This window comes from Halodurantibacterium flavum, assembly GCF_042681825.1.
Lineage (GTDB): Bacteria > Pseudomonadota > Alphaproteobacteria > Rhodobacterales > Rhodobacteraceae > Halodurantibacterium > Halodurantibacterium flavum.
In genome coordinates, this window is the sequence record NZ_JBHUGH010000007.1 from 84,600 (window position 1) to 96,265 (window position 11,666).

11 protein-coding genes and 2 pseudogenes are annotated in these 11,666 nt (G+C 61.4%); 11 read left to right on the plus strand and 2 right to left on the minus strand.

Features of this window, described 5'->3' with window-relative positions; genetic code table 11:
• Window position 1 precedes the first annotated feature (1 nt).
• The 8 genes and pseudogenes from merA to ACFSGJ_RS10400 all read left to right on the plus strand — a co-directional run bounded on the left by merA (window position 2) and on the right by ACFSGJ_RS10400 (window position 6,641).
• Complete coding sequence (merA, locus tag ACFSGJ_RS10365) at window positions 2–1,426, plus strand: mercury(II) reductase (RefSeq protein ID WP_043772569.1); 1,425 nt, start codon at window positions 2–4, stop codon at window positions 1,424–1,426.
• Window positions 1,427–1,484: 58 nt separating this feature from the next.
• Window positions 1,485–1,685, plus strand: a pseudogene (locus ACFSGJ_RS10370) (hypothetical protein); the annotation flags it as partial.
• Window positions 1,686–2,213: 528 nt separating this feature from the next.
• The gene (locus ACFSGJ_RS10375) at window positions 2,214–2,879 is read left to right on the plus strand and encodes a multicopper oxidase domain-containing protein (protein ID WP_235939874.1); all 666 of its coding nucleotides are present in this window, start codon (window positions 2,214–2,216) and stop codon (window positions 2,877–2,879) included.
• Between the two features lie 17 nt (window positions 2,880–2,896).
• Window positions 2,897–3,826, plus strand: a complete 930-nt coding sequence (locus ACFSGJ_RS10380) for a WD40/YVTN/BNR-like repeat-containing protein (RefSeq protein WP_233128156.1) — start codon at window positions 2,897–2,899, stop codon at window positions 3,824–3,826.
• Window positions 3,826–4,320 carry a DUF411 domain-containing protein gene (locus tag ACFSGJ_RS10385; protein ID WP_043772565.1) on the plus strand — a complete coding sequence of 165 codons (495 nt, stop codon included), beginning with the start codon at window positions 3,826–3,828 and terminating at the stop codon, window positions 4,318–4,320. Before ACFSGJ_RS10380 ends, ACFSGJ_RS10385 begins: the two co-directional genes overlap by 1 nt.
• Window positions 4,313–4,666, plus strand: a pseudogene (locus ACFSGJ_RS20640) (c-type cytochrome); the annotation flags it as partial. The gene ACFSGJ_RS10385 and the pseudogene ACFSGJ_RS20640, both read left to right, overlap by 8 nt.
• A gap of 60 nt (window positions 4,667–4,726) precedes the next feature.
• Window positions 4,727–5,496 (plus strand): IS5 family transposase gene (locus ACFSGJ_RS10395; RefSeq protein WP_240504185.1). Its coding sequence is split into 2 segments (ribosomal slippage): window positions 4,727–5,063 and window positions 5,063–5,496, totalling 771 coding nucleotides; the frame shifts between segments, so codons are not numbered across the junction.
• Window positions 5,497–5,978: 482 nt separating this feature from the next.
• Window positions 5,979–6,641: a L,D-transpeptidase gene (locus ACFSGJ_RS10400; RefSeq protein WP_009503854.1), complete on the plus strand. Its 663-nt coding sequence runs from the start codon at window positions 5,979–5,981 to the stop codon at window positions 6,639–6,641.
• A 47-nt stretch (window positions 6,642–6,688) separates the two neighbouring features.
• Here the strand turns inward: ACFSGJ_RS10400 and ACFSGJ_RS10405 are convergent, their stop codons facing one another.
• On the minus strand, window positions 6,689–6,973 hold the full coding sequence (locus ACFSGJ_RS10405) for a hypothetical protein (RefSeq protein WP_043772563.1): 285 nt from the start codon (window positions 6,971–6,973) through the stop codon (window positions 6,689–6,691).
• A gap of 182 nt (window positions 6,974–7,155) precedes the next feature.
• Between ACFSGJ_RS10405 and ACFSGJ_RS10410 the strand changes: the two genes are divergently transcribed.
• From ACFSGJ_RS10410 to ACFSGJ_RS10420, 3 genes are all read left to right on the plus strand, one after another.
• Window positions 7,156–9,510, plus strand: a complete 2,355-nt coding sequence (locus ACFSGJ_RS10410) for a heavy metal translocating P-type ATPase (RefSeq protein ID WP_043772560.1) — start codon at window positions 7,156–7,158, stop codon at window positions 9,508–9,510.
• A gap of 34 nt (window positions 9,511–9,544) precedes the next feature.
• Window positions 9,545–9,826 carry a TFIIB-type zinc ribbon-containing protein gene (locus tag ACFSGJ_RS10415; protein ID WP_390261303.1) on the plus strand — a complete coding sequence of 94 codons (282 nt, stop codon included), beginning with the start codon at window positions 9,545–9,547 and terminating at the stop codon, window positions 9,824–9,826.
• A 182-nt stretch (window positions 9,827–10,008) separates the two neighbouring features.
• Entirely contained in the window at window positions 10,009–10,521 is a 513-nt protein-coding gene (locus tag ACFSGJ_RS10420) for a L,D-transpeptidase family protein (RefSeq protein WP_040618649.1), read from the plus strand.
• A 219-nt stretch (window positions 10,522–10,740) separates the two neighbouring features.
• Here ACFSGJ_RS10420 and ACFSGJ_RS10425 read toward each other — a convergent pair whose 3' ends face one another.
• The gene (locus ACFSGJ_RS10425) at window positions 10,741–11,595 is read right to left on the minus strand and encodes a cytochrome c oxidase assembly protein (RefSeq protein WP_390261291.1); all 855 of its coding nucleotides are present in this window, start codon (window positions 11,593–11,595) and stop codon (window positions 10,741–10,743) included.
• Between the last annotated feature and the right edge of the window lie 71 nt (window positions 11,596–11,666).

Below are 11,666 nucleotides of genomic sequence, written 5' to 3' on the forward strand. Positions count from 1 at the left end.
CATGAAATTCGAAACCAAGGCGCCCACGGGCGATTTCGACCTCGCCGTGATCGGCGCCGGATCGGCTGGCTTCTCCGCCGCGATCACCGCCGCCGAGGGCGGCAAGCGCGTCGCGCTGATCGGGCATGGGACCATCGGCGGCACCTGCGTGAACGTGGGCTGCGTGCCCTCCAAGACGATGATCCGCGCTGCGGAAGCCCTGCACAGTGCGCAGTCGGCGCATCGTTTCCCGGGCCTCAGCGGAGAGGCGCAGGTCGCCGACTGGTCGGCGCTGGTTGCGGCCAAGGACGATCTTGTCGCTACACTGCGCCAGAAGAAGTACGCCGATCTGCTGCCGGGCTACGAGGGTGTGACCTATCTCGACGAGGGTCCAGGCCGTCTCGTCCCCGGCGGGGTCGAGGTCGGCGGGCGCAGGATCACGGCTCCCAAGGTGATCGTCGCCACCGGCGGTCGACCGGCCAGGCCCGACATCCCTGGGGTCCGGGACGTACCAACGCTCGACAGCACGTCGCTGCTGGATCTGGACCAGTTGCCCGAAAGCCTGATCTTCCTCGGCGGCGGCTATATCGGCGTGGAGCTGGCGCAGATGATGGCGCGGATGGGCACGCGGGTTACCATCGTCTGCCGTTCGCGCCTGTTGCCGCGCACCGAGCCGGAGGTGGCGCAAGCGCTCACCGAGGTCTTGCGCGCCGGGAGTGTCACGGTTCTTGACGGCGCAACCTATCACGCCGCGCGGCGCGACGGAGACCGTGCGGTGCTGACCGTGACGGTGAATGGCGCGGAGCGCGAACTGACGGCCGACCGCCTCGTCCTGACGACGGGGCGCGCCGCCAACACCGAGGGGCTGGGCCTCGCGGAGATGGGCGTCGAGACCGACGCACGCGGTGCGATCCGGGTTGGCGACGACATGCAGACCACAAAGCCCGGGATCTTTGCCGCGGGTGACGTCACGGACCGCGATCAATTCGTTTATATGGCCGCCTATGGCGCCAAGTTGGCCGCCCGCAACGCCGTCATGGGCGGGGCCGAACAATACGACAATGCGGCGATGCCCTGGGTGGTGTTCACTGATCCGCAGGTCGCCGGGGTCGGGCTGACTGAGGCGCAGGCGCGCGCGGCGGGTCATGACGTCAAGACCAGCGTGCTGACCCTCGACAACGTGCCTCGCGCGCTTGCCGCGCGCGATACGCGCGGGCTGATCAAGCTGGTCGCGGACCGGGCGACAGACCGTCTGCTTGGCGGCGTGATCATGGCGCCGGAGGGGGCAGACAGCGTGCAGACGCTGGTCATGGCGCTTAAGATCGGTATGACGACGAAGGCACTCGGCGAGACGATCTTCCCCTATCTGACAACGGTCGAGGGGCTGAAACTCGCCGCGCAGACTTTCGACAAGGATGTCGCGAAGCTGTCGTGCTGCGCTGGATGAAACGAGCAGATTTATCCAGCTTGGACCCTCAAGCGTGTCTAAGACGAGCAAGGCAGGCGAAATGACCCCACTTTCGGGCAAGACCACGCGCGCCTTGCGCGCCGTGCTTACCGAATGGCCCCTTGTCTCTGCCCCGATGGGCGAGGCCCTGACCAACGCTAGCCGTGCCGCCGTGCAACGCAATCTCGCCTGGACGCAAGCGCGAGGCCTGATCCGGGAGGTGACGGGGCAGGGGCGGTATCGATTGTGGCGCATGTGAGCAACCAAATGGGCACCACCAGGAGCGTTTTTGCACAAGTAGAGACAAATGGCAGTAAAGGTTCGCTGAGCACTATTGCACGGGTTGCGGCAAAGTTAAAAAGCGGTGCTTGGGGTAGGTCAGGGGCGTCCTGATACCGGATGCGAAGGGGTGACAATTAAGCTTATTGTGCAAAACTCGATGGATCTGGGCCTGATGCTGATCACGGACTAGATCCCCAGCTGCAGGAATATTGACAAGATCTTCGCCAGTCATCTGACCGCACAATACAACAAGGGCCAGTATTCCAACGAATAACCGGTGCGCATGTCAAAATCATGAGGACCGTGAACGGGATCGGCTACCCGAATGGGTTTTCCGGTGGCATCGATCGATCGGTTGAGAAATAACAGCGTCGATTTTTGCTATGACATTGGTGTAATAGACCCACCTGAAAGGCTATCCTTCCTTGACATGATTGCTCAATTAAGGGCTACGTGACACCCCGTGGACAGACGGGGTCAGTTTATAGAGTTGGGCGACCGCCCCATGAAGCCGAAACAGCTGGGCCCGGCGATGCGTGCCGACATAATGCTCGATTGCCCTGCCGACCCGGGAACCACGCTTCCAATCGTCGACCGCGCCTATCGCGATAATGAATTCAACCTGCTGGATGTCGTCTTTGACGACACGCCCTTGCGTGCCGCGCCGCCGGAATGGGAAATTGCCCTTCCAGCCAATCCGCTTGCCGAACCTGATCTGAACGCGGCCCGTCGTCACGAAATCTTGTTCACCGGGGGTATGATGGGAGCAATGGTCGAGCGCCAGATGGGCCTAAGCCAGTCCGGCAGTATGATGGGCGGAATGATGGGTGGCGTCGTGGGCGGCGGCATGTGGTTCGTCAATGGCGTTGCGGCCGAAGGGCACATGCTCGATCCTTTCCTGACATTGGAGCGCGACGCGAGTCATGTCCTCCAGATGACGAACGCCACGGCCTTCGACCATCCGATCCATCTGCACGGCCACTCCTTCCGCGTCATCAGCCGCGATGGGGTGCCGACCGATTTCCGCGAATGGCAAGATACCGTGCTGATCGCGCCACGCGAGCAAGTGGAAATCGCCCTGGTCGCCGACAATCCCGGAGACTGGATGTTCCATTGCCACATCCTCGAGCACCAGGCGGCCGGGATGATGGGCGTGATCCGCGTCGCATGAGCAGAGGAGCAAGCAGATTGAAATCGATTGAGATTGGATGTCGGCCAAACCGGCGCAAGGTTCTTGCTGCCGTCCTCGGTAGCGGCTTAGCCACGGTGTTGCCAAGGCTTGTGCAGGCTGCAGTCGATGGTGATCCAGCGGCTCTGGCCTTTGATGGTGATACCATCCTGCTGGCAGATCGAGGGTTGTTCGTCAGTGACGATGCCGGCCAGACTTGGACCGCGGCAGAGACACTGGGGAACGTGCTGTCGCTGGCGACCCATCGCGACCGGCCCGGCCGTGTGGTTGCGGGGTTGGCCGAGGGCGGTGTCAGCATTTCCGAAGACGGGGGCGCTTCGTGGCGTATCTTTGAAGCTAGGCTGCCTGACGGAGAAATCACTGCCGTTGCTATCGCCTCGCGGAACCCGGACATGATCTATGCCTCGCTTCGCGGCGACGGGTTGTGGAAGAGCGAAGACGCCGGTGCAACCTGGTCGCTCGCCATGGACCGCCCCTGGCTCGACGACGCAGAGCGGGAACTTCTTTCTCTGGCTTCGGTCGAGCTTGAGACCGGCATGGGCGGGATCTGGATCTATGCGGGCACCGAGGTTGGCCTAACGCGGGTGCCCGATTGCTTTTGTCGCTGGCAGGACGTGCAGCCAGGCAATGCGATGGACGCATTGGTTGCGGGTGAAGCCCCACCGTCCGAAGCGCCATTGCCAGGAGGTGAACCGATCCTGTCGCTGGCCAGTGCCCCCTCGGCGCCGGAAGTGATGTATGCCGCGCTGCGTTCGGGCCTCTGGGCATCGCAGGACGGCGGAGTCATCTGGCAAAAGCGGGCGAGCAAAGCTGCGACCGCTGTTGCGGTTCATCCAAGAGACGAGACCTACATCGCTGCCCTGTTGGGCGGCATCTTGAAAATCAGCCGTGACGGCGGCGCAACCTGGATCGAAACAGGAGAACGATGATGGAGAAAATGATGCAGAGAAGAAACGCGCTTGGTCTGATTGGCAGCGGCATTGTCGGAATGGTGGGCCTGACCACATCGGCCTGGGCGCAAGCGACAGGCGATGTGGCGCCCGGTCTGGCGGGCAGCGAAAGGCAGATCACCATCTGGCGCGATCCGGGCTGCGGCTGCTGTGATGCCTATGGGGATTATCTCGAAGAACACGGCTTTACCGTAACGCGTGTGGATGACCGCGACTTCGACAAACGCTCGGTCGAAGTCGGTGTGCCCGCCCAGGGCATCGGCTGCCACTTGGCCGAGATCGACGGCTACTATGTCAGCGGTCTCGTCCCCGTCGACATCATCGAGCGGCTGCTGGAAACCCGTCCGGCGATAACGGGTATCACCTTGCCGGGAATGCCCGCGAACGCACCGGGCATGGCTGCGGTCAAGTCAGGCACGCTCAGGACCTACGCCTTTGGCCCGGAAGGAATCTCAATCTATGCCGATGAATAAGGGGCCGAAAGATCGATCGGCGAAGTGTACGGTCAGGCGGTCAGTGCACCTCGCTGCCCTAGTGTCCGCGCTCGCGACCACCGGCGTTGTGGTGCTGGCCCAATCGGAACCGGTTGACCCGCGTGTCGAGGGACTGACGTTTTTGGGAGAGCCCGTGCTTGCATCCCAGGTCATGGCAGGGCAACAGCTTTATGCGGACAACTGCGCCAGTTGCCATGGTGCCAGCCTCGAGGGTCAGCCCGATTGGCGTCGTCGTCTTGACACAGGAAGAATGCCGGCCCCGCCGCATGATGACTCAGGCCACACTTGGCACCATTCAGACCGCATGCTTTTTCAGATCACTAGGGTCAGGACCCATTGATCTTCCTTTTTCGGCATGATTCAGCCTCCGCAAGGAGACCGATCAATGAGCAACCTTTTCTGGCTGACGGATGCGCAGATGGCCCGTCTGGAACCATTCTTTCCCAAGAGCCATGGCAAGCCGCGTGTCGATGACCGGCGAGTGCTGAGCGGCATTATCTTCATCAATCGCAATGGCTTGCGGTGGTGTGATGCACCGAAGGAGTATGGTCCACCCAAGACCCTCTACAACCGTTGGAAGCGATGGGGCGACAAGGGTGTCTTTGCCCGGATGATGGAGGGGCTGGCCTCCGAGGCGGCCGTTCCGAGGACGGTGATGATCGACGCGACCTATCTGAAGGCGCACCGCACGGCGACCAGCCTGCGGTCGAAAAAGGGGGGCCAAGCGATCAGAGGGGTCGTTTGATCGGCCGGACCAAGGGCGGCATGAACACCAAACTGCACGCCGTTACCGATGCCGATGGACGTCCGATCCGCTTCTTCATGACCGCAGGCCAGGTCAGCGACTACACGGGTGCTGCGGCCCTGCTGGATAGCTTGCCATCTGCAGAATGGCTGCTCGCCGACCGCGGCTATGATGCCGACTGGTTCAGAGATGCGTTGAAAGACAAGGGGATAAAGCCCTGCATCCCGGGCAGGAAGTCGCGCGGCAAGCCTGTCAAATACGATAAGCGCCGCTACAAACGCCGCAACAGGATCGAGATCATGTTCGGCCGCCTGAAGGACTGGCGCAGGGTTGCCACGCGCTACGACAGGTGCCCGAAGGTCTTCCTCTCCGCCGTCGCCCTCGCCGCAACCGTCATGTTCTGGCTATGACGAGAGAATGAGTCCTGACTAAAGGCGGGGTCGGGGCCGTCGTGCCGGGATACGAGAGCGACATGCCGGCCTTCGGAGAGGATCTGACAGACGCAGAGATCGCGGCTATCCTCGTCTACATCAAGAGCACCTGGCCTGAGCGACAACGTGAGTTCCAAGCCGAAGTTTCGGCCAATGACACGGGCGGGTGAAGATCGACAGGGTGTCAGGATAGTATCTTTCGACCAAAACCGATCCACCGGGGGACCAATTCGGCAAATCTGTCCTACTCCGCCCCCTGACTCCCGCTTTACCACGCTAATTCGGACCTGACCTGGTTGGCCGTTAACCCGCCCGCAAGGCAAGCATGTGCTACCAGGGTCGCGTGCATGCGTTCACGAAAATTTGCCCTTGAACCTCCAGCCACTAGAAGTCCTATCTATTCAAGGAGAACATATACCGTTCTTGCCATCAATCGTCGGCGGGAACCGAAAGGGTACGAAATGCTGACAAGACGACACTTCATTCAAACGACAACAGCGCTCTTTTCGGCGACTGTGGCCAACCCTGTGTTTGCCGATAGCTGGCCCACCGAAGCGCAGAAGGCTGAATGGGACGCGCAAGTCAGCCCGCCCGGCTTCGATCCGGCCACGTCAAACCCTTGGGGACTACACCCACGTTTCTTGCCTCAGCGTGTGGACGCGAAGGACGGCCTCGTGCCAGGAGACATCCATGTCGATGCGGTTGCGCGATATCTCTACCACATTGAGGAGGGTGGAACCGCGATGCGCTACGGCGTGGCGATCGCGCGGGGCAACCTCTACGAGCCAGGTGTTTATAACATCAAGCGCAAGGTCAGGTGGCCGCACTGGACGCCGACACAGAACATGATCGAGCGGGATCCTGAAAACGCAAGATGGGCCGACGGGATGGAACCCGGCCCTCAAAACGCCTTGGGATCGCGGGCGCTCTATCTCTATGTCGGAGATCGCGACACCTATCTTCGGATACACGGCACACCCTATCCGAGAAGCATCGGCGGTCGCGCGAGTTCGGGTTGCGTGCGGATGGTTATGGCACACATCAACGAGCTCTATCCGAACGTCGAGATTGGATCGACAGCACATCTTTATTCGGCTGAGGACAGTGTTACCGCGAGAAGTTGAATGAGGTAATTAGCTTTGAGCGAAATGATGTGACGTGCGGGTCGTCGTCACGCTTCCCGCGCGACGCAGATCGGATTGCCGTTCACCGTGCGCAGCGGCAACAAGGTCGTTTCAACGGGGCCGCTGTGTTCGTACCAGTAGCACCCGTCTTCCGGCACCAAGCGCGCGGTTGCAACATCCTGATCCGGGGCAGCCATTGCAATCACAGCTTCGGGAACGTTGCCCGGCTGGTCTGCCGAGTCGCCCGATCCAGTCGGCTGGATTGCGCACCCGGCCGTAAGCGACAGCGCCACTGCAAACATTATTTTTTGCTTCAGCATCAAAACCCGCATCAAGCTTCCTTTCGTGTCTGTTTTTCTTTGCATCGGCTTTTCATGCCTCAAGGCGTGATGGAGCCGGTCGCCGCATCCTCTAGCAATAAAACAAACTGAAATACCACCGTATTTTGCTCTTGAAGCTCTAGCTACTGTAGGGGCTATGTCATGGAAAAGCACCCGAATCCAGAGGTCCATTCATGCCGTCCGACACCCATCGTCACGACCACGATCACGCCGAAGATGCCCAGAAAAGCGGCGGCAGCTGCTGCGGGAGCGCCGGAACGTGCGGCGACATCGTTCCGGCGATCCCCGCGCCAGCGTGCGGGCGCAGTTTTCAGGTGTCCGGCCTCGATTGCGCCGAGGAGGTAGCAATCCTGAACAAGGTGGTCGGCCCGAAGATCGGCGGGGCCGAGCATCTCGCGTTCGACGTGATCAATGGACGGATGACTATTCTCGACAGCGCCAAGAGTGTATCGGACGGCGAAATTGCAGAACTGGTCGCAAGCACCGGCATGACCGCCAAGCCCTGGGATGCCGAAAACGCGTCGGTCGACCAGGCGGCCCATCTTGCACGCCAGCAGCTGTTTACGGCGCTCAGTGGCGGCTTCTGGGCCGCGGGATTTCTGTGGCACATCATCGAGACCGGCATGGGGGGGGCACTCGGCCTCTTCGCAGGGCACGGCGAAGCGCCGATGCCACTGGTCGAGGCAGGGCTATTCGCGGTTGCGATCCTGTTCGGTGTCTGGCTCGTGGCACCCAAGGCATGGTCGTCTGCACGGAGGCTGTCGCCCGACATGAACCTGCTGATGGTCGTCGCAGTCGCGGGTGCAATTGGCCTCGGCGAATTTTTCGAGGCGGCGACGGTCGCGTTCTTCTTCTCGCTCTCGCTTTATCTCGAAAGCTGGAGCGTCGGGCGTGCGAGGAATGCGGTTTCAGCTCTGCTCGACCTGGCGCCGCCGACGGCAAGAGTTCTTCATGATGACGGCTCGGAAGCGGACGTTCCGGCTTCTGCGGTTGCTATCAACGCACGTTTCATCGTGCGCGGCGGAGACCGCATCCCATTGGATGGTGAGGTTGTCGATGGGGCAGGGGCCGTCGATCAGGCGCCAATCACCGGAGAGAGTGCGCTGGTCCCAAAGGAACGGGGCGACGAAGTCTATGCCGGTACGATCAACGGCGAAGGCACACTGACGGTGCGCGCCACGAAGGCCGCCTCGGACACCGTGTTGGCCAAGATCATCCGCATGGTCGGCGACGCCCATGCCCGCCGCGCGCCGGTGGAACAGTGGGTGGCGAAGTTCGCCCGCATCTACACGCCTATCGTCATGGCTCTCGCCATTGCAATTGCCCTGTTGCCGCCGCTCATTTTCGGGGGGGCTTGGGATTATTGGTTCTACAATGCACTCGTGCTGCTGGTGATCGCTTGCCCATGCGCTCTGGTCATCTCGACACCGGTCTCCATCGTCGCCGCACTCACCGCCTCAGCGCGGGCCGGGGTGCTGATCAAGGGCGGTGCATATATCGAGGCACCGGGCAAGACCACTGCACTGGCCATGGACAAGACCGGCACGATCACCATGGGCGAGCCCGAGGTGGCGGCGGTGCATCCGCTGGGCAAAGCATCGGCGCGAGATCTGATGACCCTCGCCGCTGGGCTGGAGGCACGTTCCTCGCATCCCTTGGCGCGCGCCATTCTCGCGCGGGCAGAAGCCGACGGCATCAAGGTGTCCGCCGCGGAAGATACCCGAACCGTTCCCGGCAGGGGACTTGAAGGACGCACAGACGGCCGGTCGATCTGGCTGGGGTCGGACCGGTTTGCCGAGGAGAAGGGTTTCGGCGACGCCATTCCGAAGGATTTGCGCGACCGCATCGAAGGGGCTGGCAGCACCCTTGTTGCCGTGGGCGACGACACCGGTGTCACCGGCATCTTGGAATTGCGCGACCGTATCCGCCCGGATGCCAAAGGCATCGTGGCGCAGCTTCACGCGGAGGGTGTGAAGACCATCGTCATGCTGACCGGTGATAACGAGCGGACAGCGCGCGCTGTTGCAGCCGAGGTCGGCATCGACGAGGTCCGTGCCGAGCTTCTGCCCGAAGACAAGGTGACTGCCATCGAAGAACTGGTCGAAACGCATGACATGGTGGCCATGATCGGCGACGGGGTCAACGACGCCCCGGCCATGGCGCGCGCGCATTACGCCATCGCAATGGGTGCCGTTGGTTCGGACGCGGCAATCGAGACGGCGGATATAGCCCTGATGACCGACGATCTCGGCAAGGTGCCTTGGCTGATCGGTCATTCGCGCCGGACAATGTCGATTATCCATCAGAACATCGGTATTTCCTTGGCGACCAAGGGCGTTTTCGTCGTCGCTACTGCGTTCGGAGTGGCATCGATGTGGGGCGCTATTGCAGCCGATGTAGGAGTGTCATTGCTGGTGGTGGCCAACGCCCTGCGCCTGCTGAACAGCCAAGAGGCCAAGGCACCGCCGTCCGGCGGTGAGCAGGTTGGCGAAGGCTTGGCCAAAGGGGCGCTGGCACATGGTCATTGAACTGGGAGAACCCGGAAAGGAGCCGAGACGAGACATGAGCGTGAAGGGCAGGATGATGTGTCCGGTTTGCGAGGTGCCCTTGAGCATGACCGACCGCCAGGGGATCGAGATCGACTTCTGTCCCGATTGCCGGGGTGTCTGGCTAGACCGAGGCGAACTGGACAAGATCATCGAGCGTTCGGCACCCGATGTGGCGCCTCAGCGGGTGCCTGAGCCGCGCGGCTACGACGATGATCGCGGCTACCGGCGCGGAAAGCACGGCGGCGGCAAGCACGGCTATCGCCGCAAATCCTGGCTTCACGAGTTGTTCGATTAAGGCTTGCCGTGGCCTCCCTGCCGGTCGCCCTCAAGGCGCTGCGGTAGGCCCGCAAGGCATTCAGCGGTGAGCAGGTTGGTCCAGAGATGGCAAAGGCCGCGCTTGCCCACGGACATTGATCACGCAGCATTTGCAAGGTAACGTAATGTCCATATCAGACCTCACGAAAGAGGCATCGAGCAGTGAAAACCATCCGATTTCCCCGCCGCGCCGTCCTGTTGGGCGGGTTGGCAGCGTTTTTGTCTGGCTGTGCCAGCAAGTTCCGCAGCTATGGCGGACCCGAGGTGACCCGTGTTCGGCTTTACAAGGGGCAGCGTTTGCTTGTTCTGGACGGAGCCGATCGCGTATTGCAAACCTATCCGGTCGGGCTGGGTTTCGCTCCTGAGGGTCACAAGCAATTCGAGGGAGACGGCCGGACCCCTGAGGGCGCTTACGTAGTCGATAAGCGCAACCCCGAAAGTACGTATCATCTTTCGGTTGGCATCTCCTATCCGAATGAGGCCGACATCGCCTTTGCTGAAGCGCAGGGCCTTTCCCCCGGCGGCGACATCTTCATCCATGGTGGTCCACGCCCAGGCATCGACCCAACGGACGTCCGCGACTGGACAGCTGGCTGCATCGCGGTCACAGATCGGCAGATCGAGGACATCTATGCAATGGTGAAAGACGGAACACCGATCGACATCTACGCCTGATGGGAGGAGATGATCTTCCGTCAGATCAGGCAAATCGTCGGCACAGGGCCACGTTGATCGCTTCGATGGCGATCACGGCCAAAGTGACGCTCGCCGCCGTGGGCCAGCGCAAGCACCCGGTACGCGTAAGGACACTACAATATGTGTCCAGCCGTGGCAGTGGCGAAACAGGCGGGCCCTAGCGGGGAAGAATACGTCTGGTATCATGTCGAATTCAATCTATCCGAGGGCATAGACGATGGTCACGACGGTAATCATGACAACCATGAACATGGCGAATGCGCCAAGGGCGAGGGTACGGCCCATGTCCCGGTTCGGCTTCTCTACTTTCAGACGCAGTTCCTCCGCGGTTTCCGGAAACTCGAGCGCCGCCGCATTCGATTGGCGCATCAGGTCGTAGCGGGACGTCCAGCGCCGTTCCTCCGCCGCGTTCCAGCCGTTCAGCACCAGGATGATTGCCACGATGAGAACCATCGACGACGGGACCCAGATTACGTAGCCGCCGATTGTCTCGTCAGCCAGGGCGCGAAGTCGACCACCGCTCGCTGCGATGATTTCTGATCCATAGAGGGGCACCTCCTTGAGCGTTGTCAGGGAGCCCAGAAAGATGTTGGAAACGATCACCACGAACCCTGACATCAGTCGAGCACCGCGCCGCGCTCCTTCAGGCGAATCACGCGGATCGAACAGCATAGCAAAGTACCAAAGCCCCGCCAGCACCATAGACAGATGTGCCAGCGCTTCCATCGCCGCAATACGTTGTGTAAGGGCGTAGATCATCGGGATCTGCCAGACGAAAAGCGCGCCAATCAACAGGGAGGTGGCAGATGCAGGAAGCGCCAAGAATCGCGGGATGCGCGCACGCCCAATCGCGGCAAGGCGTCGGCGCCATTCCCTTTTCAATCCAGCTTGAAGGCCAAGCCAGGGCTGAGAAACCGCGATAAGAAGCGGTCCTACCAGTCGCAGAAGAAGATGCTCGACCTGATGTACCGAAAACAGACTGTGCCCCAATGGCGCGAGCGTGCGTATTCCACGGAAGATGGGCATCGATTCCACGGCATCGTGGGCAGCCATTCCACGCCTCGGGCAGTCTGGCCGACTGGTGCATGGAGTCAGGCTCGACCCGTCGGGTCAAGCGGTTTCAT